This window comes from Pseudomonas promysalinigenes, assembly GCF_014269025.2.
Lineage (GTDB): Bacteria > Pseudomonadota > Gammaproteobacteria > Pseudomonadales > Pseudomonadaceae > Aquipseudomonas > Aquipseudomonas promysalinigenes.
The window spans coordinates 2,692,241-2,716,366 of the sequence record NZ_CP077094.1 but is presented as its reverse complement, the minus strand read 5'-3'; the positions used below and the strand labels follow the sequence as shown (position 1 = coordinate 2,716,366).

Annotated in this window: 28 protein-coding genes; 13 read left to right on the top strand and 15 right to left on the bottom strand. The window is 60.3% G+C overall.

What is annotated here, in order from left to right; genetic code table 11:
• Positions 1-16 precede the first annotated feature (16 nt).
• Positions 17-1,429 (top strand): MFS transporter, encoded by a 1,413-nt coding sequence (locus HU725_RS12315; RefSeq protein ID WP_186477863.1) that lies wholly within the window; start codon positions 17-19, stop codon positions 1,427-1,429.
• 116 nt (positions 1,430-1,545) lie between these two features.
• Here HU725_RS12315 and HU725_RS12310 read toward each other — a convergent pair whose 3' ends face one another.
• Positions 1,546-2,679, bottom strand: coding sequence for a pyridoxal-phosphate-dependent aminotransferase family protein (locus tag HU725_RS12310; protein ID WP_186477862.1), 1,134 nt, complete (start codon positions 2,677-2,679; stop codon positions 1,546-1,548).
• 187 nt (positions 2,680-2,866) lie between these two features.
• Here HU725_RS12310 and HU725_RS12305 point away from each other — a divergent pair, with 187 nt between their 5' ends.
• Both HU725_RS12305 and HU725_RS12300 read left to right on the top strand, forming a co-directional pair.
• Positions 2,867-3,853: a DUF1852 domain-containing protein gene (locus HU725_RS12305; RefSeq protein ID WP_186477861.1), complete on the top strand. Its 987-nt coding sequence runs from the start codon at positions 2,867-2,869 to the stop codon at positions 3,851-3,853.
• Positions 3,854-3,878: 25 nt separating this feature from the next.
• Positions 3,879-4,904 (top strand): methionine synthase, encoded by a 1,026-nt coding sequence (locus HU725_RS12300; protein WP_186477860.1) that lies wholly within the window; start codon positions 3,879-3,881, stop codon positions 4,902-4,904.
• Between the two features lie 97 nt (positions 4,905-5,001).
• Here the strand turns inward: HU725_RS12300 and HU725_RS12295 are convergent, their stop codons facing one another.
• From HU725_RS12295 to HU725_RS12270, 6 genes are all read right to left on the bottom strand, one after another.
• Positions 5,002-5,724 (bottom strand): proteasome-type protease, encoded by a 723-nt coding sequence (locus tag HU725_RS12295; RefSeq protein WP_060477068.1) that lies wholly within the window; start codon positions 5,722-5,724, stop codon positions 5,002-5,004.
• Positions 5,725-5,766: 42 nt separating this feature from the next.
• Entirely contained in the window at positions 5,767-6,546 is a 780-nt protein-coding gene (locus HU725_RS12290; RefSeq protein WP_186477859.1) for a transglutaminase family protein, read from the bottom strand.
• Entirely contained in the window at positions 6,543-7,493 is a 951-nt protein-coding gene (locus HU725_RS12285; RefSeq protein WP_060477070.1) for an alpha-E domain-containing protein, read from the bottom strand. Before HU725_RS12285 ends, HU725_RS12290 begins: the two co-directional genes overlap by 4 nt.
• Before the next feature lie 3 nt (positions 7,494-7,496).
• Positions 7,497-8,906 carry a circularly permuted type 2 ATP-grasp protein gene (locus HU725_RS12280; RefSeq protein ID WP_060477071.1) on the bottom strand — a complete coding sequence of 470 codons (1,410 nt, stop codon included), beginning with the start codon at positions 8,904-8,906 and terminating at the stop codon, positions 7,497-7,499.
• Positions 8,907-9,176: 270 nt separating this feature from the next.
• The gene (locus HU725_RS12275; protein ID WP_186477858.1) at positions 9,177-9,536 is read right to left on the bottom strand and encodes a cupin domain-containing protein; all 360 of its coding nucleotides are present in this window, start codon (positions 9,534-9,536) and stop codon (positions 9,177-9,179) included.
• A 2-nt stretch (positions 9,537-9,538) separates the two neighbouring features.
• The gene (locus HU725_RS12270) at positions 9,539-10,126 is read right to left on the bottom strand and encodes a GNAT family N-acetyltransferase (RefSeq protein WP_060477073.1); all 588 of its coding nucleotides are present in this window, start codon (positions 10,124-10,126) and stop codon (positions 9,539-9,541) included.
• A 223-nt stretch (positions 10,127-10,349) separates the two neighbouring features.
• On the opposite strand from HU725_RS12270, the gene HU725_RS12265 reads away from it, so the two are divergent.
• From HU725_RS12265 to HU725_RS12245, 5 genes are read left to right on the top strand one after another with little or no spacing between them, the layout of a single operon-like run.
• Positions 10,350-10,886 (top strand): chalcone isomerase family protein, encoded by a 537-nt coding sequence (locus tag HU725_RS12265; protein ID WP_186477857.1) that lies wholly within the window; start codon positions 10,350-10,352, stop codon positions 10,884-10,886.
• A gap of 2 nt (positions 10,887-10,888) precedes the next feature.
• On the top strand, positions 10,889-11,425 hold the full coding sequence (locus HU725_RS12260) for a DUF3833 domain-containing protein (RefSeq protein WP_186477856.1): 537 nt from the start codon (positions 10,889-10,891) through the stop codon (positions 11,423-11,425).
• Positions 11,422-11,727 carry a DUF6482 family protein gene (locus tag HU725_RS12255; protein WP_186477855.1) on the top strand — a complete coding sequence of 102 codons (306 nt, stop codon included), beginning with the start codon at positions 11,422-11,424 and terminating at the stop codon, positions 11,725-11,727. Before HU725_RS12260 ends, HU725_RS12255 begins: the two co-directional genes overlap by 4 nt.
• 8 nt (positions 11,728-11,735) lie before the next feature.
• On the top strand, positions 11,736-13,262 hold the full coding sequence (locus HU725_RS12250; protein ID WP_186477998.1) for a cryptochrome/photolyase family protein: 1,527 nt from the start codon (positions 11,736-11,738) through the stop codon (positions 13,260-13,262).
• Complete coding sequence (locus HU725_RS12245; protein WP_186477854.1) at positions 13,259-13,414, top strand: DUF2256 domain-containing protein; 156 nt, start codon at positions 13,259-13,261, stop codon at positions 13,412-13,414. Before HU725_RS12250 ends, HU725_RS12245 begins: the two co-directional genes overlap by 4 nt.
• Here HU725_RS12245 and HU725_RS12240 read toward each other — a convergent pair.
• The 7 genes from HU725_RS12240 to HU725_RS12210 all read right to left on the bottom strand — a co-directional run bounded on the left by HU725_RS12240 (position 13,379) and on the right by HU725_RS12210 (position 18,884).
• Positions 13,379-13,870, bottom strand: a complete 492-nt coding sequence (locus HU725_RS12240) for a DUF2878 domain-containing protein (RefSeq protein WP_186477853.1) — start codon at positions 13,868-13,870, stop codon at positions 13,379-13,381. The genes HU725_RS12245 and HU725_RS12240 overlap by 36 nt on opposite strands.
• A complete protein-coding gene (locus tag HU725_RS12235; RefSeq protein WP_186477852.1) occupies positions 13,867-15,129 on the bottom strand; it encodes an SAM-dependent methyltransferase in 1,263 nt (420 codons plus the stop codon). The genes HU725_RS12240 and HU725_RS12235 overlap by 4 nt, the downstream gene beginning before the upstream one ends.
• Positions 15,104-15,913 carry a DUF1365 domain-containing protein gene (locus HU725_RS12230; RefSeq protein WP_186477851.1) on the bottom strand — a complete coding sequence of 270 codons (810 nt, stop codon included), beginning with the start codon at positions 15,911-15,913 and terminating at the stop codon, positions 15,104-15,106. The genes HU725_RS12235 and HU725_RS12230 overlap by 26 nt, the downstream gene beginning before the upstream one ends.
• Positions 15,910-17,157: an NAD(P)/FAD-dependent oxidoreductase gene (locus HU725_RS12225; RefSeq protein ID WP_186477850.1), complete on the bottom strand. Its 1,248-nt coding sequence runs from the start codon at positions 17,155-17,157 to the stop codon at positions 15,910-15,912. The genes HU725_RS12230 and HU725_RS12225 overlap by 4 nt, the downstream gene beginning before the upstream one ends.
• 6 nt (positions 17,158-17,163) lie before the next feature.
• Positions 17,164-17,916, bottom strand: a complete 753-nt coding sequence (locus HU725_RS12220; RefSeq protein ID WP_060477080.1) for an SDR family NAD(P)-dependent oxidoreductase — start codon at positions 17,914-17,916, stop codon at positions 17,164-17,166.
• Positions 17,913-18,335, bottom strand: a complete 423-nt coding sequence (locus HU725_RS12215) for a nuclear transport factor 2 family protein (RefSeq protein WP_186477849.1) — start codon at positions 18,333-18,335, stop codon at positions 17,913-17,915. The genes HU725_RS12220 and HU725_RS12215 overlap by 4 nt, the downstream gene beginning before the upstream one ends.
• A gap of 102 nt (positions 18,336-18,437) precedes the next feature.
• Entirely contained in the window at positions 18,438-18,884 is a 447-nt protein-coding gene (locus HU725_RS12210) for a PAS domain S-box protein (RefSeq protein WP_186477848.1), read from the bottom strand.
• A gap of 154 nt (positions 18,885-19,038) precedes the next feature.
• Here HU725_RS12210 and HU725_RS12205 point away from each other — a divergent pair, with 154 nt between their 5' ends.
• Positions 19,039-19,926 (top strand): MerR family transcriptional regulator, encoded by an 888-nt coding sequence (locus HU725_RS12205; RefSeq protein ID WP_186477847.1) that lies wholly within the window; start codon positions 19,039-19,041, stop codon positions 19,924-19,926.
• A gap of 153 nt (positions 19,927-20,079) precedes the next feature.
• Entirely contained in the window at positions 20,080-20,598 is a 519-nt protein-coding gene (locus HU725_RS12200; RefSeq protein ID WP_186477846.1) for an MgtC/SapB family protein, read from the top strand.
• Between the two features lie 36 nt (positions 20,599-20,634).
• Here the strand turns inward: HU725_RS12200 and HU725_RS12195 are convergent, their stop codons facing one another.
• Entirely contained in the window at positions 20,635-21,135 is a 501-nt protein-coding gene (locus HU725_RS12195) for a DUF4142 domain-containing protein (RefSeq protein WP_186477845.1), read from the bottom strand.
• Positions 21,136-21,348: 213 nt separating this feature from the next.
• On the opposite strand from HU725_RS12195, the gene HU725_RS12190 reads away from it, so the two are divergent.
• From HU725_RS12190 to HU725_RS12180, 3 genes are all read left to right on the top strand, one after another.
• Positions 21,349-22,677: an iron-containing redox enzyme family protein gene (locus HU725_RS12190; RefSeq protein WP_186477844.1), complete on the top strand. Its 1,329-nt coding sequence runs from the start codon at positions 21,349-21,351 to the stop codon at positions 22,675-22,677.
• A complete protein-coding gene (locus HU725_RS12185; RefSeq protein WP_437180292.1) occupies positions 22,674-23,627 on the top strand; it encodes a methyltransferase in 954 nt (317 codons plus the stop codon). The genes HU725_RS12190 and HU725_RS12185 overlap by 4 nt, the downstream gene beginning before the upstream one ends.
• Before the next feature lie 142 nt (positions 23,628-23,769).
• A complete protein-coding gene (locus HU725_RS12180; protein WP_060477088.1) occupies positions 23,770-24,000 on the top strand; it encodes a metallothionein in 231 nt (76 codons plus the stop codon).
• Positions 24,001-24,126: the final 126 nt, after the last annotated feature.

Here is a 24,126-nt window from a genome sequence, read left to right as displayed (position 1 = left end):
CCAAGGGAGCGGTGCCATGAGCCACTCAGCCACGTCGAATGCTTCGCGCCAAGGCATCGGTGTTGCATTGCTGGTGGCAGTCACCTTTTTCATGGAGAACCTCGATGCCACCATCATCGCCACGGCGTTGCCGCAGATGGCCCGCGACTTTGCCCAGAACCCGGTCGACCTGAACATTGGCATCAGCGCCTACCTACTGGCAGTGGCTGTGTTCATCCCGCTCAGTGGTTGGGTCGCCGAACGCTTTGGTGCGCGTCTGGTGTTTGCTGGCGCCATTGGCCTGTTCACCCTGGCGTCCTGGCTGTGCGGTTTGGCGCCGAACCTCGAAACATTCGTCGCTGCGCGCGTGTTGCAGGGTATCGCGGGTGCGTTGATGGTGCCTGTCGGCCGTATGGTGGTGCTGCGTACCACCGAAAAACAAGACCTGGTGAAAATGCTCGCGGTGATCACCTGGCCCGGGCTGGTGGCACCGGTACTGGGCCCTCCCATCGGCGGGCTGATCGTCACCCATTGGTCATGGCCGTGGATCTTCTACCTGAATATTCCGCTCGGTGTACTGGCCATGGCAGCGGCATGGTGGCTGATCCCCGCTAGCCGTTGCAGTGATGTACGGCCGTTTGATCTACGTGGCTTCGTGCTGCTTGCATCGGCCTGTGCGGCATGGCTGATCGGCCTGGAAACCCTCGGTTCGATGGGGGCCGGCACCCTGCTTAGCGGTGCGGCGCTGGTCACGTTGGGTGGGCTACTCACGTGGCTGGCGTGGCGCCACTGCCTGGGGCATCCAGCGCCACTGTTACCAATGGCGGTTTTGGCGATCGGCACGTTCAGGGCCAGTATCATTGGCGGGACGCTTTTCCGCCTGTCGATCAGTGCCTTGCCGTTCCTGATACCTCTGTTGCTCCAGGTTGGCCTTGGCCTTTCCCCAGTGGATGCAGGCTTGCTGGTGCTGGCGATCTTTGCGGGCAATTTGGCCATGAAGCCGTTCACTACCGGCTTGATGCGGCGTTATGGTTTTCGTCGAGTGCTGCTTTGCAATGGGGTGATCGGCGTTGCCAGCATCCTGGCCTGCCTGAGTTTGCAGCAGGGGATGGCGTGGTATTGGATGGCACTGGTGCTGTTCGTGGGCGGGCTGTCGCGCTCGATGCAGTTCACCGCCTACAACGCCGTAGGTTTTGCCGAGGTGCCCAAGCCGCTGATGGCCGAAGCATCGACCTTGTTCAGCATGTTCTTCCAGCTGGCAATGGCCTTGGGTGTCGCCGTGGTGGCGTTGTTGTTGAGGCTATCTATGCTGCTGCGTGGCGCTGAGGGCAGCATGAGCGTCACCGATTTTCATTGGGCATTGCTGGGTGTGGCGCTGATCGCTGGTATCGCGCTGGTGGATACCGCGCGCCTGCCAGGCAATGCCGGCGCCGAGGTTCTGCGTACTTAAAGGCACGCACCCCACATGGGCCGGCTTGCTTGTGCTGCTGATCGCCCAAGGTTCGGGCCAGCTGTGGCTGGATCACTGGCTGAATATACGTTGATTGCGTGTGACCCAGCGAGCGTTCAACGGGGCATCACTTCATTCAGCGCCTGCTCCAGAATGCTGACCGTGCGCTCGATGTTGTACAGTTTTTCGAGCCCGAACAAACCGATGCGGAACGTCTGGAAGTCCGCCGGCTCGTCACATTGCAAGGGGACTCCGGCAGCAATCTGCAGGCCTTGATCGGCAAATTTCTTGCCGTTTTTGATGTCGGCATCATCGGTATAACTCACCACCACACCAGGGGCCTGGAAGCCGGGCGCTGCCACGCTCCTGATGCCTTTGCTGGCCAACATGGCGCGAACCCGGTCGCCGAGTGCCTGCTGCTGGGCGCGCAGTTTCTCGAAGCCGTAGGCTTGCATCTCCTTCATCACATCGTTGAACCGGGCAAGCGCGTCGCTGGGCATAGTGGCGTGGTAGGCATGCCCACCCTGTTCGTAGGCTTGCATGATCTGCAGCCACTTCTTCAAGTCGCAGGCAAAGCTGCTGCTTTGGGTGTGTTCGATGCGTTCGACAGCCAGCGCACTGAGCATCACCATGGCGCAGCAAGGGGAAGCGCTCCAGCCCTTTTGCGGTGCGCTGATCAGCAGGTCCACTGCGCAGGCCTGCATATCGACCCACAGTGCGCCCGAGGCGATGCAGTCCAGCACGAACAGGCCGCCAACCTTGTGCACGGCGTCGCCCACTGCCCGTAGATAGTCATCGGGCAGAATGATCCCGGCGGAGGTTTCGACGTGCGGGGCGAAAACGATCTGAGGTTTGTGCGCCTCGATGGCCGCCAGCACTTCATCCAGGGGAGCAGGGGTGTAAGCCGCTTGGCGTCCAGCATCAACTGGCCGGGCTTTGAGCACCGAAGTTGCCGCCGCGATGTTGCCCATTTCCAGAATCTGGCTCCAGCGATAACTGAACCAGCCGTTGCGTATTACCAGGCATCGGGCGCCACTGGCAAATTGCCGCGCCACCGCCTCCATGCCGAATGTACCGCTGCCTGGCACCAGAGCAACGGCCTGGGCGTTGTAGACCTGCTTCAGGGTGCTGGAAATGTTTTGCATCACCCCCTGAAAAGCCTGCGACATATGGTTGAGCGATCGGTCGGTGTAAACGACCGAGTACTCGACCAGCCCTTGCGGGTCGACGCTGGGATAAAGCTTGGACATGGAATGATTCCTTTGGCAGAGAAGATTCAGCATAGACGACTGCCGTGCGCGGCGGCAGCGGTGCCCACGCCTTCATGAGCCTGACTAAAGAGCCGGTGAAATCAATTCAGTTCAACTGGCTAAGCGCTGCAACTTAGAATGCCCAGCAATTGGAAATCATTGAACATGCAAATGAGACGGTCAGCCCATGACGCGCCCAAACTTTACCTTCTCCATAAAACGCGTCGGTTTCAACGAGCATTATCGCCCGGCTGAAACCACGCGGATCACCACCAACTTCGCCAACTTGGCCAGGGGCGAGCGCCGTCAGGAAAATCTGCGCAATACGTTGACGATGATCAATAATCGATTCAATGAGCTGGCGCACTGGGATAATCCCCATGGGGATCGCTACAGCGTTGAGCTGGATATCGTTTCAGCCGAGATTAATGTTGATGCCGAGCATTCAAGCCAAAGGCTGCCCTTGCTTGAACTGCTGCAAACCACCCTCCATGATCGGGCTACTGGCCAGCGCTTGGAGGGCATCGTCGGCAATAATTTTTCCTCGTATCTGCGTGATTACGATTTCAGTGTCGTATTGCAGGCGCACAATAAAGACCAAGCAGTCTTCACCACGCCCGAGCACTTCGGGGCATTACACGGTGCCCTCTTCAAGTCATTTGTCAGTTCGTTGGCTTATCGAGAACATTTTGCCAAGCGGCCGGTGATTTGCCTGAGCGTTTCCAGCAGTAGAACGTATCATCGAACGGAAAATCAGCACCCTGTGCTGGGCGTTGAATACCGCCAGGATGAATATTCATTGACGGATGAATACTTCGAAAAAATGGGTCTGAAGGTGCGTTACTTCATGCCGCCCAATAGCGTGGCGCCCTTGGCGTTCTATTTTGCCGGTGACCTGCTGAGCGACTTCAGCAACTTGGAGTTGATCGGCACCATCAGCACCATGGAGTCCTTCCAGAAGATCTACCGGCCGGAGATTTACAATGCGAATGCCGCAGCCGGTACAACTTACCGCCCCAGCTTGCAGCACCAGGATTACTCACTGACCGGCATCGTCTACGACCGTGAGGAGCGAGCCCGGTTGGCCATCGAGCAAGGCCAGTTCGCCGAAGAGCATTTCATCAAGCCTTACCGCGTGCTGCTGGAGCAGTGGTGCGCTCAATGCATCAGCTGAGTCACCCGCCTTTAAGGAGTCCGATATGCACAGACTGTTACCCACCTCGACAGCCGGCAGTTTGCCCAAGCCTGCCTGGCTGGCGCAGCCAGAAACACTGTGGTCACCCTGGAAGCTGCAGGATGAACATTTGGCCGAAGGCAAACGCGATGCGCTGTGCCTTGCCCTGCATGCGCAACAGCATGCCGGTATCGATATCGTCAGTGACGGCGAGCAGACCCGCCAACACTTTGTGACCACCTTCATCGAACACCTGAGCGGCGTGGACTTTGCCAAGCGTCAGACGGTCAGGATCCGCGATCGCTATGACGCCAGCGTGCCCACCGTGGTAGGTGCTGTCGCTCGGAAGCAGCCGGTGTTCGTCGAAGATGCCAAGTTCTTGAGGCGGTTGACCGCCCAGCCGATCAAATGGGCACTGCCGGGCCCGATGACCATGATCGATACCCTCTACGACAGCCATTACCAGAGCCGCGAGCAACTGGCCTGGGAATTCGCCGGTATCCTCAATCAGGAAGCCCGAGAGTTGGAGGCCGCAGGGGTGGACATCATTCAGTTCGACGAGCCGGCATTCAATGTGTTTTTCGATGAGGTCAACGACTGGGGTGTGGCCGCCCTTGAAAGGGCGGTTGAAGGCCTGAAATGCGAAACGGCCGTGCATATCTGCTATGGCTATGGCATCAAGGCCAACACCGACTGGAAAAAGACCTTGGGTGACCAATGGCGCCAATATGAGCAAGCCTTCCCCAAACTGCGCGAGTCCAGCCTGGACATCATTTCACTGGAGTGCCACAACTCCCATGTGCCGATGGAGCTGCTCGAACTTATCCGCGGCAAAAAGGTGATGGTCGGTGCCATCGACGTGGCCAACCACGCAATCGAAACACCAGAAGAGGTCGCCAATACCCTGCGCAAGACGCTGCAGTTCGTGGACGCCGATAAACTTTACCCGTGTACCAACTGCGGCATGGCCCCGCTGCCGCGCCAAGTGGCCAGCGGCAAGCTGCATGCGCTGAGCGCAGGCGCTGCGATAGTGCGAAGCGAACTCACGTAAAGTCGAACAAGCGCTGCCGTCAACACGGTGCGCCACCCCGGCGTGCTGGCGGGGCATCATCCTCGATGGGTTGGTGGCAGCGCTATCGCAGTTGGCCTCAGCTGTAGGGAGGGGCAGGCAACTCTGCCAGCAACCGTTTCAGGCCATCGCTCCATTGCCGGCGAATCTGCACGTAGTAGGCGTCGTCGCTGGTGATACGCTGACGGGCGGGGGCTTCGAGGCTGTCCTTGTGGTACACCAACATGTCCAATGGCATACCCACCGACAAATTGCTGCGGATGGTAGAGTCGAACGAGATCAGCCCGCAGCGCAGCGCTTCGTCAAGCGGCGTCTGGTAGGTGAGGTTACGGTCCAGAATGGGCCGCCCGTATTTGCTTTCGCCCAGTTGCAGGAACGGGGTGTCGGTCGTTGCCTGGAAGAAATTGCCCTGGGCGTAGACGTTGTAGATCGCCATTGGGCTGCCGGCAATTTGCCCGCCGACGATGAATGAACTGGTCAGGTCGATGCCGGCCGTCAGCTTGCAGCGGTCGCGGCTGACGACCTCGCGCAGGGTGTCGGCCACCAGCACCGTGGCGTCATACAGGGTGTCGACGTTCAGCAGGTGGGGGCCAGGCCCCTGGGTTCGTTGACGCAGCAGGTTCACCACCGACTGCGAGGTCGCCAGATTGCCTGCCGTTTGCAGGACGATCAGACGCTCGCCGGGCAGGCTGAAAACGAACAATTTGGCGAAGGTCGAGATCTGGTCGATCCCCGCATTGGTGCGCGAGTCGCTGATGAAAACGAGCCCGTCCGCCAGGTGCATGGCAACGCAGTATGTCATGGGCAGTTCCTTGGAAATCGTTGTGAGCGCAGGCTGCGCCAGTTACTGGCGGTGCACATGGACGCTGGCTTGCATCGATTCGACGCCGCCACCCCGGCGCACGCCCCTGACCGGGCAGGCATCGAGGTAATCCAGGCCCACCGCCAGCTTCAAGTGGCGTTCAGGCCGGGTGAGGCGGTTGGTGATGTCGAAGCTGTACCAGGCGCCGTTGAGCCAGGCTTCGGCCCAGGCATGGCTGGCCAGGTGTTGTTCATCCTCCGTGCACAGGTAGCCGGAGACATAACGCGCCGGGATGCCCAGGCTGCGTGCGCAAGCGAGGAAGGCGTGGGTGTGGTCCTGGCAAACCCCGGCAGCGCCCTTGAATGCTTCGATGGCTGTGGTCCCTACCGAGGTAGCACCTGGGGAATACGGCATGTGCTCGGCCAGGGCCTGCATTAGCGCGGTCAGCGCGGCTCGGTCGCGGTGTTCACCGCAGTGGCGGCTGGCGAAGGCCTTGAGGGTGTCGTCGGCTTCGGTTAGATGGCTGCCGCGCAGGAACGGCAGGGGTGAATGTTCACCGGCCTCGTGCTCGCACGCCGGGTCGATTTCTACCTGGCCGCTGGCGGTCAGGGCCAGGTGGCCGTGGGGCTTGTCCAAGGTCAACACATGGAGGATGTTGCCATAAGGATCGACCTGAGCCCGCACTTTGCAGGGCAGGTCCAGTTGCCATTGATCAATACGCTGGCGGCCACTGCTGCGAGGCGTCAGGCGCAGGAACTGGATGCTGTTACACACATCGCTTGCGTAGCTGTAGGTGGTGTCATGGCGAATGGACAGTTTCATACAACCTCCAGATAGGAGCGATGGACCGCCTGGCCCAGTTGGTTGATGCGCCCGAGGAAGTCGGTCAGCCACGGGTGCAGCCCGGCCTCGAGGACTTCGTCGATAGCGGTGTAACGCAGGCGCGCGTTGAGCTCGGCAGCCATGCGTTGTGCCGCGCGCCCGGTACTGCCGGGCAGGCTGCCAAGGATCTGATCCAGCTCATCGATGCAGGCATGCAGGGAACGGGGTACGTCCACCCGCAGCAGCAGCAGCTCAGACACTGGCCGGGCGCTGGGGGCTGCGCGGTAGAGCTCGTTGAAGGCTTCATAGGAGGTCAGCGCGCGGAGCAGTGCACTCCACTGGTAGTAGCCACGGGCCGAATCATCACTGACCTCTTCGGAGGCTTCGCCGAACATTTCATAGCGAGCATCGAGCAGGCGCAGCGTGTTGTCGGCTCGCTCAAGGAAGGTGCCCAGGCGGATGAAGCTATAGGCATCGTTGCGCATGATGGTGCCCGAGGTCGCTCCACGGAACAGGTGCGAGCGTTCCTTGACCCAGTCGCAGAACTGGCTGATGCCGTAGCGGCCCAGGCCATTGCTGGCGATCTTGCGCATTTCGATCCAGGTGGCGTTGATGTTCTCCCACATGTCGGCGGTGATACGCCCGCGCACAGCGTGGGCGTTGGTTCGGGCCGCCTGCAGGCAGCAATAGATGCTGCTGGGGTTGGTCGCATCCAGGGCGAAGAAGTGCAGCATCCGTTCGGTATCGAGCTCGGCGTGCCTGCGGCGGTAGTCATCCAGCGTGCCGGAGGCCAGCAGCGACATGGCCAGCTCCGCATGGCCGTCACTGCGCCCGGCCTGGGGCATCAGCGACAGCGAATAGCTGACCTCCAGCATACGCGCGAGGTTTTCCGCGCGCTCCAGGTAGCGCGACATCCAGTAGAGGTCGGAAGCGGTTCTTGAAAGCATGGTTCAGTCCTCCACCACCCAGGTGTCCTTGGTGCCGCCGCCCTGCGACGAGTTGACCACCAGCGAGCCTTCCTGCAGGGCCACGCGGGTAAGGCCACCGGGCACCAAGCGGGTTTCGCTGCCCGACAGCACGAACGGGCGCAGGTCGATATGGCGCGGTGCGATGCCGCTGTCGACGAATGTCGGGCAGGTGGACAGGCACAGCGTGGGCTGGGCGATGTAGGCATGCGGGCGAGCTTTGATGCGGGCACGGAAGTCCTCGATCTGCGCCTTGGTCGAAGCTGGCCCGACCAACATGCCGTAGCCGCCGGAGCCTTGGGTTTCCTTGACCACCAACTCCGGCAGGTGCGCAAGTACATGGGACAGGTCGGCAGGGCGCCGGCACTGCCAGGTCGGCACGTTGTTGAGGATCGGTTCCTCGCTCAGATAGAAGCGGATCATCTCATCGACATAGGGGTAGATCGACTTGTCATCAGCCACCCCGGTGCCCACCGCATTGGCCAGCACCACGTTGCCGGCGCGGTACACCGAGATCAGCCCTGGCACCCCGAGCATCGAGTCGGGGTTGAACGACAGTGGGTCCAGGTAACCGTCGTCCAGCCGTCGGTAGATCACATCCACCTGCTGAGGGCCTGCGGTAGTGCGCATGTAGACATGCTCATCACGGATGAACAGGTCAGCACCCTCCACCAGTTCAATGCCCATTTCCCGTGCCAGGAAGGCGTGCTCGAAGTAGGCGCTGTTGAAGCGTCCTGGGGTCAGCAGCACGGCGGTTGGGTTATCCAGAGGGCTGGCGCTTTTGAGTGTATCGAGCAGCAGGTTGGGGTAGTGATCGATGGGGGCGATACGTTGAGCGGCGAATAACTCGGGGAACAAACGCATCATCATCTTGCGGTCTTCGAGCATGTAGCTGACGCCGCTGGGCGTGCGCAGGTTGTCTTCCAGCACGAAGTAGCTGCCATCGCCATCGCGCACCAGATCGACGCCGGCGATATGGGCATACAGCCCGCGGTGCAGGTCCAGGCCCTGCATGGCGATCTGATAGCCTTCATTGGCCAGCACTTGCTCAGGCGCAATGATGCCTTCCTTGAGGATGCGCTGGTCGTGGTAGATGTCTTGCAGGAACAGGTTCAGCGCTTGCACCCGCTGGATGCAGCCGCGTTCGACCGTGCGCCACTCGCTGGCGCGGATGCTGCGGGGGATGATATCGAAGGGGATCAGGCGTTCGGTGTCTTCTTTGTCGCCATAGAGGGTGAAGGTGATGCCGGCGCGGTGAAACAGCAGGTCGGCTTCGCGTCGACGTTGCTCCAGTAGCTCCAGCGGGGTGTTGGCCAACCAGCGAGCGAACTCTTGATAATGCGGGCGGCAATTGCCGTTGGGTTCATACATCTCATTGAAAAAGGCCCGGGACATAGCCACTCCTTGCAACCATTGCTGGCAGTGCGTTGTGCATGCAAGGCTTCATTGCAATGAAAGTGCCCAAACCCCGGCGCAGCCCTCCAGGCGCGGATGCCGAGGATAACTTGCTGAAATATTTGCCTTTTATCCTCCGACCGCCCCTGGAGTGCAGCCAGTGACCTGCATCAAAAGGGTGCATGGGGCAGGGGGCTGTAGGTTATGAACCAAGTTGGTGCCCGTGGCGCGCCCCACCCCTGCCACCGGAGCTGCCTTCAAGCGCGCGGGTTAGCCGGCAGGCAGCAGAATGACAAAGTTCTTTTTCATGTTTTCCACCACTGTCCATTTACCTTTGGCGCCTGGCTCGATGATGAACGTGTCGCCAGCGCTCAACCTGACTGGCGAGCAACCCTCAAGTTCGATGATGCAGCAGCCACTTAGCACATGGCAGAACTCCCAAACCTTGTAGTCGATGCGCCATGCCCCGACGCTGGCTTCCCATTCGCCGCTGATACGGCCTTGCTGCTCGTCGTGATAGTGCTTGGTAGTGAGTGTGTGCGGGTCGCCTTCCACAACGGCTTCGAAGAATGGCAGGTCGCGCAGCGGTTCAACATCCAGTTCGCGGAATACGGTCAGTTGCTTGTTCATGGTCATTTCCCGAGCACATTTTGAGTGGGGCGATACATCAAGTAGGCGTCACCGGTGACTCGCAGCATCGGATGGGCCACGATCTGGCAGGTTTTCACGATTCTAAAGCCGTGGCGTTCATAGAAGCGGCGGGCGCCGTGATTGGCTTGGTAATCGATCAGGCACAGGCCATCGAGGCCCGCATTGTCAGCGCGCTGCTGGGCGTGGCGCAGAAACTCAAGCCCCAGCCCCCGGTTTCGCCACCCCTCATCCAGTGCCAGGCTGGAGATGTACAACGTGTTGGGGACCTCCATGTCGGCATAGGGGGCAAGCACAGGGTCGGTTTCGCTCGGCCTGCCAGCCGTGGCGTACAACGGGTAGCTGTGCATCATGCCGACCACGCGCTCCTCGTCGGTCGCCATCAGGCAATTTTTGAAGGAGAAGTCACCATGGTCTCTGGCATAGCGAGCGGTACCGACACTGAGCAATGATTCTCCAGGGGCTGCGAGCGTGCTCCAGATGTAATCGGCCATGCCCTCGGATGTGAGTTGGAAAAAACGCGCAATGTCTTGCGCGTCCGAGGCCTGGGCAGGCCTGAAGCCTATCGGCATTGTTCACGACTCCACGGGGTTAGAAAGTTGATGACCAGCCGCTGGGCGTTGGCTAGGGCAAGGGTAGGCGTTTGGATTGCTACAGGCGGTGCTGGAGGCGACATCCCTAGCTTGGGATGCGACCTGGGCTTGGGTCGATAACTGAAAAAAACTATACGTTATTCGAGCAAAACCTATACATGGTGCTATATTTGTACAAGATTTGAACGTGACCGAGGTCAGCATGGCCCGCCCTATTCGTTGGAACTGCCTGTTGTTGCTGCTTGCTGCATTTTCTGCGGTGGGCGACTGGCGCTCGGACTTGCCTGGCGCGCAGCGGATTGGCTCTGGGGAGTTCACTTGGTTTGGCTTGAGCCTTTATACAGCCCAACTGTGGGCTGCAGGCCCTGTCCATGACTGGAATCAGCCATTTGCGCTCGACCTGCTTTACCACCGAGCGCTCTCGAAAGACACCTTGGTCAAAGCCAGCCTCCAAGAGATGCGCCGTTTAAGCGCTGGCACCCTGACTGCGCAGCAAAGCGATGATTGGGGCAAGGCCCTAGGGCAAGCATTCGCTGACGTAGAACCTGGTATGCGCATTACCGGGGTCTATATCCCAGAGGTCGGTTGTCGGTTTTACATCAATGGCCAACTAAGCCGCGAGATTGCGGACCCGTATTTCGCCAGAGCTTTCTTTGCAATATGGCTGGCACCCGGCGCCAGGGACACACAACTGCGTCAGCGCCTACTTGGGCTGGCAGGCAACGAGCGAGGAACGTGAATATGTCTAGAGCGATGCTACTTGTCTGCTGCCTGCTGCTAGGCAGTTGCGGCAATGTGGGGGTAGAGCGTTATGCCCAGGAGCAACCAAAATTTGACTTGGCTGCGTTCTTCTCGCGGCCCGTACAGGCCTGGGGCATGTTCCAGAAGCGATCAGGCGAAGTGGTCAAGCGCTTTCACGTGCGCATCGATAGCCGTCGCGAGGGCGAGCGGCTGATCCTGGACGAACGTTTCGTGTACAGCGACGGCACCCGCCAACAGCGCGTCTGGACATTGGTGCCCGAAGGTCCAAACCGCTGGCGGGGCACGGCTGGCGATGTGATTGGCCAGGCGCAGGGCGAAGTGGCGGGTAATGCACTGCGTTGGCGATACACGCTGGACCTGCCGGTTGACGGGCGGCACTGGCAGGTTGATCTGGACGATTGGATGTATTTGATGGATGAGGACACCCTGATCAACCGGTCGAGCATGACCAAGCTCGGTGTCGAGATCGGCCAGATCACTCTCTTCTTCCGCCGCATGCCCGAGGCTACTCCATGAACTTGACCACACTGATCCAAATGGTAACCAGCGGTGAAGCGAAAGAGCTGGAACTGCTGTCGCTCGAAGGTGGGTTCTATATTCTCAGAGCTTTGACCACAGAAGGCCCAGTGACTTTGGCCGATGAGGATGACCAGCCCATTCGTTTGCGCTCCACGACCGAGTTGCGTCAGTTGCTCGCCGACGTTCCACCGGTGCCCTGCATGCTGGTACAACATGCGGTCCACGATGAAATGTGCGGGCAGCGCGACGGCCCCATTGCGCCGCTTCGCATACCTTTTTCGCTCGACAGCCAGTGGTAGCTCAAGCGGTGCGCCTGGGCCTTGTGTTGGGTGATCAGCTGTCTTTCGATCTGGCAAGTCTACAGGCGCTCGACCCGGCCACCGACGCCATACTGATGGCGGAGGTGCAGGGTGAGGCCCGCTATGTGCCGCATCATCCGCTGAAGATCGTGCTCATATTCAGCGCCATGCGCCATTTTGCCCAGGCACTGCGCGAACGCGGGTGGCAGGTGCACTATGTCGAGCTCGATGCCGCCGACAACAGCGGCAGCATCGTTGGCGAGCTGCAGCGTTGGCGCAAAGCCCTGGGGGCGACTGATATTCATCTCACCGAGTGCGGCGAGTGGCGCTTGGAGCAGGCGCTACGAGATGCCGGTTTGCCGTTGGTGTGGCACCGCGATACGCGCTTCATGTGCTCCAGGGAAGCTTTTGCCCGCTGGGCCAGCGAGCGTCGCCAGCTGCGTATGGAGCACTTCTACCGCGGTATGCGCAAGCGTACCGGCCTGTTAATGGAATTGGACGGCAGCCCGGCAGGCGGTGCCTGGAACTTCGACAGCCAGAACCGCAAGCGCCTGCCCGGCCAGTTGCATGGGCCGTTTCCTGCGCATTTCCCGCAGGATGAGATCACCGTAGCAGTCGTCAGCTTAGTGCGGTTGCATTTTAGCGACCACTACGGAGCCGTCGAAGGCTTCGACTACCCCGTTACCCACGCCCAAGCTCAGCAACTCTGGGAACACTTTCTGCAATTTGGTCTGGCGGCGTTTGGTGACTACCAGGATGCCATGGCTGAAGGTGATCCCTATCTGTTCCATGCACGCATCAGCGCAGCGCTCAACCTGGGCCTGCTTGATGTGCGCAGCCTGTGCGAGGACGTCGACCGGGCATGGCGCGAGGGGCGCGTACCGCTTAACGCAGCTGAAGGGTTCATCCGTCAGCTGATTGGTTGGCGCGAGTATGTGCATGGCGTTTACTGGCTGCGTATGCCTGAGTACGCCGAACTCAACTACCTGGGTAACGACCGCGCTTTGCCGGAGTTCTACTGGACCGGGCAGACCCGCATGCGCTGCATGGCACAAGCGATTGGGCAGACCCTGCGGTTGGCCTACGCCCACCATATTCAGCGCTTGATGGTTACCGGTAACTTCGCCTTGCTGGCCGGGATCGTGCCGAGTGCGATCTGTGAATGGTACCTGGCCGTCTACATGGACGCCTTCGACTGGGTCGAGCTACCCAACACGCTGGGCATGGTGATGCATGCCGATGGTGGTTACCTGGGCTCAAAACCCTACTGCGCAAGCGGGCGTTATATTCAACGTATGTCTGACCATTGCCAGCAATGCAGCTACCGGGTTGATCATGTGGCCGAGGAGGATGCCTGCCCCTTCAATGCCCTGTACTGGCATTTTCTCATTCGCCATCGGCCGGTGCTGTCGGCCAACCCTAGGTTGGCGCTGGTTTATCGCAGCCTCGATGGCATGTCTACCAGCCGGCGTGATGCCGTGTGGCAGCGTGGGCAGTCACTGTTGGCCCAACTGGATGCGGGGCAGGCGATATGAAAAAGAGCTTGTTGCCGAGCAAAGTCTGTGTGGTCTGTGGCCGGCCGTTCAACTGGCGCAAGCGCTGGGCACGCTGTTGGGAGCAAGTGCGCTACTGCTCGGAGCGATGCCGCCGCTCAGCGCCACGTTGCAAGTCGCAGGAGCAGGGGTAGGGCTGCGGCCCAGATCGGCGCCAGCAAGAGCCAAGTGGTGATCTCGCCCAAGGGCAGTTCAACCCCGGCTAGCCTGGCGCCAGCCACGTATGCCGGGGGCGCACCTGCGGCGCCCAGCAGGGCTGCTATCCACCATTTACGGCTCAGCCATGCCAGGCTATGACGCATGCCGCTGGCCAGCACCAGCCACATCAGCGCAAGCCATAGCGGTAGTGGGACAGTATCGAACGCGAATACGCCAGCCGCCCCCAGTACGCTATCGAGTAAACACCCCGCCAAGGTCACACGCAGCATGGCCTTGATCTCGCGCTGGGTGTCCGGGGTCAGGCACAGATGCAATGCCAGGCCCGGGATCAACGTCAGCAACAGCCAGGGGCGTTGTGCGCCCAGTACGCACAGCCACCAGCCAGCCTGTAGCCACAGGGCGTTGGCAAGCACTCTGCCAGTGTGTGTCATGCGCTTGCCGGCAGGGGCGCGCGACGTGCCAGGGGCGGGGCAAAGAGCAGGTGAGCAACGCCGATGGCGCGCTCCTCGAAGCCGCCCTGGCAGTAGCACAGGTAGAACTCCCACAGGCGCTGGAAGGTATCGTCGTAGCCAAGCTCTGCCAGCGCTGGGCGGGCCTGGCGCAAGTTGTCTCGCCAGTGCTGGAGGGTCAGCGCATAGTCTGGGCCGAAGTCCTCCATGTGCAGCAGGTTCAGCGCCGTGTGCCGGCTGGCGGTATCGAGCATCACGCTCAGCGAGGGCAAGGCGCCGCCTGGGAAGATGTAACGCTGGATGAAGTCGACCGAGCGGCGGGCTTGGGCGTAGCGTTGATCGCGAATGGTGATCGCCTGCAGCAGCATCAGGCCATCAGGCTTGAGCAGCGAGGCGCACTGGCGAAAATACACCGGCAAGTAGCGATGACCGACGGCCTCGATCATTTCGATCGAAACCAGTTTGTCGAAGCGACCTTGCAGGTCGCGGTAGTCTTCGCGCAACACACTGATGCGCTGCTCCAGGCCCAAGGCCTGAACCCGCGCCACGGTATGGCTGTACTGGGCCTCGGAAAGCGTCGTGGTGGTGACGCGGCAGCCGTAATGCGTGGCCGCATGGATGGCCAGGCTGCCCCAGCCAGTGCCGATCTCAAGCAGGTGATCATCTGGGCAGAGCTCGAGTTTCTGGCAAATCCGCTCGAGTTTATGCAACTGAGCCTGCTCCAGTTCCTGCTCCGGGTACTCGAATTGGGCTGCCGAGTACATCATGGTAGGGTCCAGCAGCCGTTCGAAAAGGGCATTGCCCAGGTCGTAGTGGGCCAGAATGTTGCGCCGCGCCCCGCGGCGGCTGTTACGGTTGAGCCTGTGCAGCATCCGCAGGGCCGGGCGCGCCAGGCGGGCCAGGCCGCCCTCGAGCGCATCCAACACCTCTAGGTTGGCGATGAACAGGCGCGTCACCCGCGCCAGGTCAGGGCTGCGCCAATAGCCGTGAATGTAGGCTTCCCCAGCACCGATCGAACCATTGCCGGCGACCAGGCTCCAGGTGGCGTCATCGAGGATCTCCACCTCTGCCTGCAACGGGCTGGCAGGATCACCGAAACTCCATTGCTGGCCATGGCTAAGCAGGCGTAGGTGGCCATGGCGCAACTTCCCCAGTTGGGCAAGTACGGCACTGCGTGCCAGCCCGCCAAGCAAGGGGCCAAGGCCTACGAACTTGCTAACGCTGAGGGTGGGATTTGGCATTTTCGGGATCCTCGAACGGTTGGCCTAGGGCCAGGTCGCCCTGGCTGAGGGTGTGGTCATGTACAGGGGTACGTTTTAGTAACAGGCGCAGCGCTTGCCAGTAGATGGCCGAAACAGTGCGCAAGCTCATCCATGGGAACGTCATCACGTAGCGGCGCAGCGAACGCCTGTTCAGGGGATGGCGATGCAGAGCAAGATCGGCTGCAAAGACTTGCAGGCCGTCTTGCCAATTTTGCATGTGGATACGAATGTGGTCCGCGCTCAGTGAGAAGCGCAGGTGATAGTCCATGTTCAAGCCCATGAACGGCGATACGTGGAATGCCTTGGCCACGCTGAACGGCCTGGTGAGGTTGCCCTGCACCGGTAGCACGTAGTGAAAGCGTTCGCGCCAGGGCGTGTTGCGTACTTCCATCAGGATGGCCGCCAGTACGCCTTCGTGGTCATGGCAGAAGTAGAAACTCACAGGGTTGAACGACAACCCCCAGCACCGCAGCTGCGTCAGCAGCCGCACCGGCCCAAGGGGTCTCTGGCCGGTGGCCTGCTCGACCAGTGAGCGAGCGGCATCGGCCAGTGATTCACCGCGCCGGGTGCTGCCCGGCAGATAGTCGGTTTCGCGCCAGCACAGCGGTGCGAAGCGCCAGTGCCCCAGCCAGCGTGAAAGGCTTTTGAGCCAGGCTTGCTCGTCCAGGTCCAGGTAGAACATGCCGATGCGATAAGCAAAAGCATGAGCCCGAGGCGTCAGGCGACGGTGGCTGACCCAGCCATGGCACAGGCTGCTGTTCACAGTCGCACGTCGAAGTGGGCGGCCACCTTCAAGGCGCTGACCACTCCGTCCTCATGAAAGCCGTTACCCCAGTAAGCGCCACAGAAGTAGCTGTGCTGCTGGCCCTGCAAAAGCTCGTGCTGCGCCTGAGCAGCCGACGCTGCGAGGCTGTATTGAGGGTGAGCGTATTGAAACCTGGCGATCACCTGCATCGGGTCGATCAGCGCGGTCTGGTTGAGGCTTACGCAAAACGTGGCGGGTGCCTCCAGGCCCTGCAGAATGTTCATGTTGTAGGTCAGCGCCGCTGGCGCCTGGGCTGGGCCGCCGAGGCGGTAGTTCCAACTGGCCCAGGCACGCCTGCGACGGGGTAACAGCCTGGTATCGGTGTGCAGCACCACATCATTGCTGGCATAGCCAATGGCTCCAAGCACGGCGCGCTCCTCTGGGCTTGGCTTGTTCAACAAGCTCAGGGCCTGATCACTGTGGCAGGCAAAAACGACATTATCGAAACGCTCGGTGCCTGCGGCGCTCACCAGAGTAACCCCCCCTTCATCGCGCTCTACGTTGTGAACCTTGCAGTTGAGCCTGAGGGTGTCGGCGAAGGGTTGGCACAGCGGCTCGATATAGCTGCTTGAGCCACCGGTGATGACGCGCCATTGGGGGCGTTGATTGACGGACAGCAAGCCATGATTGCGGCAGAAGCGCACGAAGAATGCCAAGGGAAACTGCAACATGTCGGCGCGCGACATCGACCAGATCGCCGAGCCCATTGGCACGATGTAGTGGTCGATGAAACGTTGCCCGTAGTGCTCGGCCTGCAGGTAGCTGTTCAGCGTGGTGTTGCTGTCGATGCGACCGCTGCCCAGGTCGGCCAATGCCTGGCGGTTGAAGCGCAGAATGTCCCTTATCATGCCCCAGAAACCAGGAGACACCAAGTTGCGCCGTTGCGCGAACAGCGTGTTCAGGTCGTGGCCGTTGTACTCAAGGCCCGTGGCCGGGTCGTGCACGGAAAAACTCATTTCGGTGGGCTGCGAAGCCACCCCCAGTTGGTCCAGCAAACGGATGAAATTGGGGTAGGTCCAGTCGTTGAATACGATGAACCCTGTATCTATCGCATAACGCTGGCCGTGGTAGGTCACATCCAGCGTGTGTGTGTGGCCACCGACCCACTGCTCGGCCTCGAACACGGTGACCTCATGTTTGCGCGACAGTAGGTGGGCGCAGGTCAGGCCGGAAATGCCGCTGCCGATGATTGCTATGCGCATGGATCATCATTCCTGTTCATGACGGGCCAGGCGTTGGCCCAGTGCCAGACGCAGACGTACGGGTAACGCTCCAAGTAGGCGCAATACCCAGGTGAAAACCACCGGGAAGTTGATTTCCAGCGGCTGGCCGGGCATGCGCTTGGCGATATATTGCGCGGCGCGCTGGGCCGTCCACAGTTGCGGCATGGGGAAATCGTTACGGCGGGTCAGGGGGGTGTCGACGAAGCCTGGGCTGACCAAGGTGACCGCGATGCCCTCACGCGCCAGGTCGATCCGCTGCGACTCCACCAAGTAGCGCACCGCAGCCTTGGATGCACCGTACGCGCCTGCGCGGGGCAGGGCCAACCAGGTCACAGAGCTGCCCATCACGACCAAATGGGGCCGCTTGCCGGCACGAAGCAAGGGCAGGGCTGCTGCCAGGCAATAGCTGACGCCCATCAAATTGGTGCGCATGACGCGTTCGACCAACGCTGGATCGAAATGGCCAGGCTCAAGGTATTCGCACGTACCGGCGTTAAGAATGACGCAGTCCAGCCCGCCCCAGCTGCGCTCGATCAGCGCTGCGGCCTCGGGAGCATGTTGGGGATCGTCCACTTCGCCGATGGCTAGCAGAACTTGCCCTGGGAAGCGCTCAGCCAGCGGCGCGAGGCGTTGTGCATGGCGCCCGCCCAATGCAACCTGATGGCCTTGTTCAAGAAGAATGCGTGCCAGCTCGGCGCCTATACCGCTGCTCGCACCGGTCAACCAGCAGCGGCTCATGCCAACCTGCCTTTGAGCCAGCGGATGGCGCTGCCCATGAGCGGAATATGTTCGTATAGCAGGGCGCCGGCGTCGAAATAGTCCTGATGGGCATGCACACGGTCGCGCCACTGCAAGAAGCTGCAGCCTTGCAGGGTGATCGGCCGGCCATGGGCCAGGCGCGGATGACGAAAATGCAGGGTCCAGCGCAGATAGCCTTGACCCGGGCCGACTTCATCGGCGCCGGTGAATTCATAGCCAATATCGCTGGCATTGGCGTACAGCTGCTGAAAGTAGGCGCGTAGGGCAGGGAGCCCCTGTATGTGGTGCAGCGGGTCGCGAAAGGTGATGTCCTCGCTATACAGCTCGCTCAGCGCATCAAGGTTGTCGCCCTGAAGGCGGGCGAAGCGCTTGGCGAAGTCCTGTAGATACACTGACATGCTTGGCTCCTGGCAATCCTGTACAAAAAGGATTTGTTGTACAGGTATAGCCGAAGCAGGCGAAATAATCTATACATAGCTGCCGTCTTGTATAGATTTACTTCACCGCTGCGTCAAAGCCAATTGCTCACGCAGCTGGGCCACTTCTGCTTCAAGTTCGCGAACCTTCTCCTCGGCGCTAACCTGTGCGGTGACATCGCGTTGAATGCCGATGTAGTAGGTTAGCTGGTCCGCTTCATTGCGCACGGGTGTCACGGAAAGTTCGTTCCAGAACAGGCTGCCGTCTTTACGGTAATTGCGCAGGACCTGGCGGCTAGGGCGGCCTTCGCGGATCGCGTCGCGGATGATCCCAACACCCGCCTGGGCGTGATACTCACCCTGCAGAAAGCGACAGTCCTGATAAAGAATATCTTCCGAGCTGTAGCCGGTCAGTCGCTCGAACGCAGGGTTCACGTAAATGAGTATGCTGTCGTTGCCCTCCTGCTCGGCGACGACGATGCCGTCGTTGGAGTGTTCGACCATCAGTTGCAGGAGTTTTGCGTTGATCATTAGGCCCACCTACAGGCAATTCGTATGTGTTCGGTGCGCTCAGGCTGGAGTGCAGCAAGCTTTGGCGCTGTTGAGTGCATGATGAAGCAAGCGGGCTCGCCGCAGAAGGTGCATATCAGTTTAGAATGCGCCATTACTCGGACAACTTTTAGTTATGACTGACTCCCCTCAACCCGATTTGCTTCCCATGCGCGATGTGGTCAGCCTGACCGGCATCAACCCGGTCACCTTGCGCGCCTGGGAGCGCCGGCACGGGTTGATAAGCCCGCAACGCACAGAAGGCGGCCACCGTTTGTACACGCCAGGCGATGTGCAGCGTATCCGCGACATCCTGCGTTGGACAGCCAACGGCTTGCCGATCAGTAAGGTCGGTGACAGGCTCGCGAACCAACCCGAAGTCCACTTTCAGCAGCACTCGCCGTTCGACCAATGGCGTTGCGCCGTGCTGCGGGCCTGTGCGGCCTTCGATGGGCAAGCGCTCGAAGCGATCCATGGGCAACTGTTTACGTTGTTACCCAAGGCCTGCGTGCTGCGGGAGGTATTGATGCCGGTCTGGTACGAACTGGCGTCGGGTGCTGCGTCAGGGCAGCGTAGCCAATGGCTGTTTCTCGATTCGTTCTTGCGTGCTCGCTTACTGATGCGCTTGCAGATGAACCAGGTGCAGGCCCCGCGCGTGCTGCTGGCAGGTACGGCAGGGCAAGCCGAATTACAGCTCTTGTGTCACGGCCTGCTGCTCAGTGGCGAGCGTCAACGCATTGAGGTGCTTGGTTGCGGGCAGCCACTGGAGGAGTTGCCATTGGTCTGTGCTTCCATGCAGCCCGCGGCTCTTGTGATCGCGCTGCAGGGGCCGATCAACACGGCCTTGGCCAAAGCGCTGCGTTGCGTGCAGATGGAGGTGGACTGCCCGCTGGCGCTGCTTGCCGAGGGGGCGTTAGGCACACAATCGGCTTTGGAAGGCGTACCGATATGCCTGCTGGACGCGGCCAGTGGCGATGTCGCAGATAAGCTCAGCGCCCTTATCGCAGGTGCACTGGATATTTGATGGGAGCCTTGGTGCATTAATGTTGCACCCCTGGCAGTTTTGAATCGTCATCGCAGCAGAAACAGTTCTGATAGACCGCTCTTCACTCCTATAAGTCTCGAGCCTGCCTGCAGCCCCGCCAGGTTCAGCGCTCGATCAAGCTGGATGCTGGCAATGGATATGATTTGGGAAACGATTCTGGCCGAGTTCGCCGATATTGGTGATGGGCGCGAAATCTTGCGGATAGTGGTACGTCTGCTGATGGCTGCCGTATTAGGCGCTGTGTTGGGTTTTGAGCGCGAGCACAAGGGTAAATCCGCGGGGGTAAGGACACATATGCTGGTAAGCCTGGGTGCGGCACTTTTCGTGCTGGCGCCGAGCATGGCTGGAGCCGATGAGCAGGCATTGAGCCGCGTGATCCAAGGTATCGTGGCCGGTATCGGGTTTCTGGGGGCGGGTACCATTCTCAAAGGAAATGGTCAGGACACCAGCCATGTCAAGGGTCTGACCACAGCCGCCGGGTTATGGATGACGGCGGCGATCGGCACCGCAGCCGGTATGGGGCGCGAGGCCACTGCACTGGTCAGTACGGTGCTGGCCCTGTTGGTACTTGGAACCATGCCATTGCTGGTGGACAAGGCCGAGGGCCAGGCTGAAGACAAACGGGAAGAAGAGCAGACCCGAAAGCCCTGAGGGGTATTACGACTCCCAGGGCTTGAGGCTTGCAAGTTATTTGGCGTGAGTAGCCTGCAGCGCTTTGGCCTGCTTCAGGTGATCTTCAAGAGTTGGCAGCGTTTCGCTGGCAAATGCCTTGAGCTCTGGTTTGTCAGAGGACGAGGCCTCTTTCTTGAACAGCTCCACGGCTTTCTCGTGTGCGTCGACCTGGTTGTTGACGTACGAGCGGTCGAAGGACTCCTCGCGCCATTCCAGGATCATTTTCTTGACCTTGTCGGTCAGCGCCGCCTCGTCGGGGACGCTAATGTCGAGCTTGCGCGCAATTTCGCCCAGCTGCTGATTGGCCTTGGTGTGGTCGGTGACCATTTGCTGTGCGAACTGTTTGATGTCTGCGTTCTGGCTTTTTTCCAGTGCCAGCTTGCCAGTGACCACCTCTGCGATACCCGCTTCGGTCGCGGCGTCGACGAAGTCATTGGACGATGCCGCTTGGACCTGAAGTGAAGCGAGACCCATCAGCAGGGTGACGCCGGCGATTTTCCAGAATGGCTTGTTCATCTCTGACTCCTTTGTTTTATGGGGGCGACCTCTATGTCGCAATTGGTTGAGCCGCTGCGCGTCAGAAGGTTTAGTTTTTTTCACGCAGTGGGGCTTCTGCGCACGACCCGCTGCAGCCAAGTTGCCATTCATCCGTCAACCTGAAATTGAAACGAATTCCTGGTGGGTGGCCCACTCGTTTGTTCATGTCTTACAAAAAAAACGAGAACGCACGTGGCCACGACCCAAGCTCACTTCACACCCAGAACGTTCGAGGCCGGCGAAGGGCTGGAAAGCCGCTACAAAGCCCTGCTCCAAGGCCCCCAAGCAAACACCGAGACATGGCTGGAGGAGCAATTGCGCCATGCACGCGTATTGCCCGATGACCTGCCAGACGATCCTCGGAAATTGCCGCAGTGGGCTGATGAGCACACTCGACGCGTTGCCAACGAACATGCCTTGTATCTTCAGCAGCGCCGCGAGGGTGCGCCTCGGCGCTACTTCACCAACCGTGCCCACGCGCTTTGGTTTTTGCATCAGGTCGCACCGACCAAGGCAGTGGACGGTGCTTGGCTGCACGGCATGTTGTGGCATTGGCAAGACCCGCGCTTTCACGGCTTGATCCGCACGTTCCTCGAGGAACTTGGTGATGGCGACCCGCATTGCAATCACGTGTTGATCTTTCAGCGTCTGCTGAGCCGTCTTGGCTGCCGTCAGTCGCCGCCGCTCGAACCTGCACGTTACCTGCAGGGCGCCCTGCAACTGGCATTGGGGCAGCACTGTGAGCGGTTCTTGCCAGAGGTGATCGGCTACAACTTAGGCTATGAGCAACCGCCGTTGCACTTACTGATCACCACCCATGAGCTGGCCGAGTTGGGCATCGATGCGCACTACTTCCAGCTACACGTGACCATCGACAACGCTGCCAGTGGCCATGCGAATCTGGCCCTGTCCAGCTTCGCCGACCTGGCCCAGGATGAGGGGCCGGCGTTCTACGAGCGTGTGCGCCACGGATATCGCCTGAACGACCTGGGTGTCGATACGCCCTCGATGGTCGCGTCTTTCGACTTGCAGACCGAGTTGTTCGAAGCCCTGGAGCGCAAAGGGCTCTATGGGCAGTGCATGCATTCGGATCGCTGCCGGCTGAGCGGGCGCACGATTAACGAATGGCTTGCCGAGCCTGGCTCGATGCCTGCGTTCGTGCAAGCGCTTGAAGATCAGGGCTGGGTCAGGCGCAACGCCGATCCGAAAGAAAGCCGGTTCTGGTCTGTCATCGAAGGGCCTACAGCACCTATGTTCGGCGTGTTCGACGCCTACGAAAAACAGCTGTGGTATGACTGGATCGCCGGCACCTGGCAGCGCCCGGCAGTGCGCAGAGTGCCGCCAGGGCAATGGGAGCGCGCTTTGCAGCTGCAGACCCAGGCGCCAATCTTTCCACGCACTACGGATGTGGATACGTTGATACAGGCAATGGCCGGCAACCGGCACGCAAGCCAGCAGGGGCTCAATGCCACGCGCGCGTTCATTCAGGCAACCGGCTTGATGCACGGGGGGCTCCTGTGATGCTCGATTCGACTCAGGCACATGCCGACGAGGCGTTGCTGCAGCTCGGAAAACGGCTCAAGGCCGATGGTTATCGATTCATCTGCGTGACGCCCGCTACGCAGGCTAGGGTCAATGCGCGTGAAGGTTCGCAACGCGCGCAGACAATGCGTGATGTATTCGGATGGAGCCGTCCGTTCGCCTCGCAGCTGATCAGCGCCGACGAGCTGGAGCAACTGCGTGTGGCAGGCGTATTGGACGCCCAGGGGGCCCTGTGGCGCAGCACGGTACGTTGGTCCAGCTTGGATGAAATGCTGTTGGTGCATTCAGCCTGGCCCACCGACAGTCACGACGCGGTCTTCTTCGGGCCAGACAGCTACCGCTTTGCCCAGTGCATACAAGATCATCTTCGCAGCCGGCCCGAGCCGGTGCAGCATGCCTTGGACATGGGTTGCGGCAGTGGGGTTGGGGCATTGCTGATCGCCCGCGCCGCACCCCATGCGCAGGTCAGTGCGGTGGATATCAATCCCAAAGCGCTGCGGTATACGGCCGTGAATGCGGCCCTGGCGGGGGTAAGCAACATCACCGTGTCGCGCAGCGATCTTTTCGATGAAGTGACCGGGCTGTTCGACCTGATCGTCGCTAACCCACCCTATATGCTTGACGCAGAGCACCGCGCTTACCGCCATGGCGGCGCCGCGCTGGGCGCCGAGCTGTCATTGCGAATTGTCGAGCAGGCTTGTGAGCGTCTGAAAGTAGGTGGCACGTTGTTGCTGTATACCGGTGTCGCTATCGTTGATGGGCGTGATGCGTTCCAGGAAGCAATACGTTCCATCCTTGCTGGGCCTGAGTTGGGTTGGACTTATCAAGAGCTGGACCCGGACGTGTTTGGCGAGCAGTTGCTCGAACCAGGCTACGAACGCGTGGAGCGCATCGCTGTAACAGCGTTGACCGTCACTCGCCTGAGCTGATCGTGTTACAGAGCGCTTGGTGCCAGGCCAATGCCACCATTTGTCGGTAAGTCTGACGATCGAATAAAGCAACGTGTTGCTGAGCGCCCTCGAAGTGTAGGTGGCCTGCAGTTCAGGCCGACGACTTGTGGAGAAGACCGTGATGAATGAACAACGTTGTTCGTGCAACCATTGTTCTTGCACTGTGGACGCCAATGCCATGGTTCAGGGTGATAAAGCCTACTGCTGCGAGGCCTGCGCAACCGGCCACCATCAGGGTGAACCGTGCCGCATGGCCGGCTGTAACTGTGGCGAGCTGACTCAGCCCGACGAAAATACCGTCGACAGTGCCTTGGATGAAACCTTTCCGGCCAGTGACCCCATCTCTCCATAACGCCAGCCTCGCCTCGACCCAGCGGCCGTTATCGCAAGGGGCGAGGCAGCTTTGCCTCACCCTGCGATAGATGTACTGGGGACGGAATTATCGGCTTCACACAATGCTCATATAGCCATAGTTGAT

Coding starts and splice junctions, on each gene's coding strand:
- HU725_RS12205 (WP_186477847.1), top strand. CDS start 19,039: ATGACTGACTCCCCTCAACCCGATTTGCTTCCCATGCGCGATGTGGTC.
- HU725_RS12310 (WP_186477862.1), bottom strand. CDS start 2,679: ATGTCCAAGCTTTATCCCAGCGTCGACCCGCAAGGGCTGGTCGAGTAC.
- HU725_RS12295 (WP_060477068.1), bottom strand. CDS start 5,724: ATGACATACTGCGTTGCCATGCACCTGGCGGACGGGCTCGTTTTCATC.
- HU725_RS12200 (WP_186477846.1), top strand. CDS start 20,080: ATGGATATGATTTGGGAAACGATTCTGGCCGAGTTCGCCGATATTGGT.
- HU725_RS12245 (WP_186477854.1), top strand. CDS start 13,259: ATGAAAAAGAGCTTGTTGCCGAGCAAAGTCTGTGTGGTCTGTGGCCGG.
- HU725_RS12235 (WP_186477852.1), bottom strand. CDS start 15,129: ATGCCAAATCCCACCCTCAGCGTTAGCAAGTTCGTAGGCCTTGGCCCC.
- HU725_RS12285 (WP_060477070.1), bottom strand. CDS start 7,493: ATGCTTTCAAGAACCGCTTCCGACCTCTACTGGATGTCGCGCTACCTG.
- HU725_RS12255 (WP_186477855.1), top strand. CDS start 11,422: ATGAACTTGACCACACTGATCCAAATGGTAACCAGCGGTGAAGCGAAA.
- HU725_RS12300 (WP_186477860.1), top strand. CDS start 3,879: ATGCACAGACTGTTACCCACCTCGACAGCCGGCAGTTTGCCCAAGCCT.
- HU725_RS12270 (WP_060477073.1), bottom strand. CDS start 10,126: ATGCCGATAGGCTTCAGGCCTGCCCAGGCCTCGGACGCGCAAGACATT.
- HU725_RS12275 (WP_186477858.1), bottom strand. CDS start 9,536: ATGAACAAGCAACTGACCGTATTCCGCGAACTGGATGTTGAACCGCTG.
- HU725_RS12265 (WP_186477857.1), top strand. CDS start 10,350: ATGGCCCGCCCTATTCGTTGGAACTGCCTGTTGTTGCTGCTTGCTGCA.
- HU725_RS12215 (WP_186477849.1), bottom strand. CDS start 18,335: ATGTCAGTGTATCTACAGGACTTCGCCAAGCGCTTCGCCCGCCTTCAG.
- HU725_RS12180 (WP_060477088.1), top strand. CDS start 23,770: ATGAATGAACAACGTTGTTCGTGCAACCATTGTTCTTGCACTGTGGAC.
- HU725_RS12305 (WP_186477861.1), top strand. CDS start 2,867: ATGACGCGCCCAAACTTTACCTTCTCCATAAAACGCGTCGGTTTCAAC.
- HU725_RS12210 (WP_186477848.1), bottom strand. CDS start 18,884: ATGATCAACGCAAAACTCCTGCAACTGATGGTCGAACACTCCAACGAC.
- HU725_RS12290 (WP_186477859.1), bottom strand. CDS start 6,546: ATGAAACTGTCCATTCGCCATGACACCACCTACAGCTACGCAAGCGAT.
- HU725_RS12260 (WP_186477856.1), top strand. CDS start 10,889: ATGTCTAGAGCGATGCTACTTGTCTGCTGCCTGCTGCTAGGCAGTTGC.
- HU725_RS12280 (WP_060477071.1), bottom strand. CDS start 8,906: ATGTCCCGGGCCTTTTTCAATGAGATGTATGAACCCAACGGCAATTGC.
- HU725_RS12195 (WP_186477845.1), bottom strand. CDS start 21,135: ATGAACAAGCCATTCTGGAAAATCGCCGGCGTCACCCTGCTGATGGGT.
- HU725_RS12315 (WP_186477863.1), top strand. CDS start 17: ATGAGCCACTCAGCCACGTCGAATGCTTCGCGCCAAGGCATCGGTGTT.
- HU725_RS12225 (WP_186477850.1), bottom strand. CDS start 17,157: ATGCGCATAGCAATCATCGGCAGCGGCATTTCCGGCCTGACCTGCGCC.
- HU725_RS12220 (WP_060477080.1), bottom strand. CDS start 17,916: ATGAGCCGCTGCTGGTTGACCGGTGCGAGCAGCGGTATAGGCGCCGAG.
- HU725_RS12240 (WP_186477853.1), bottom strand. CDS start 13,870: ATGACACACACTGGCAGAGTGCTTGCCAACGCCCTGTGGCTACAGGCT.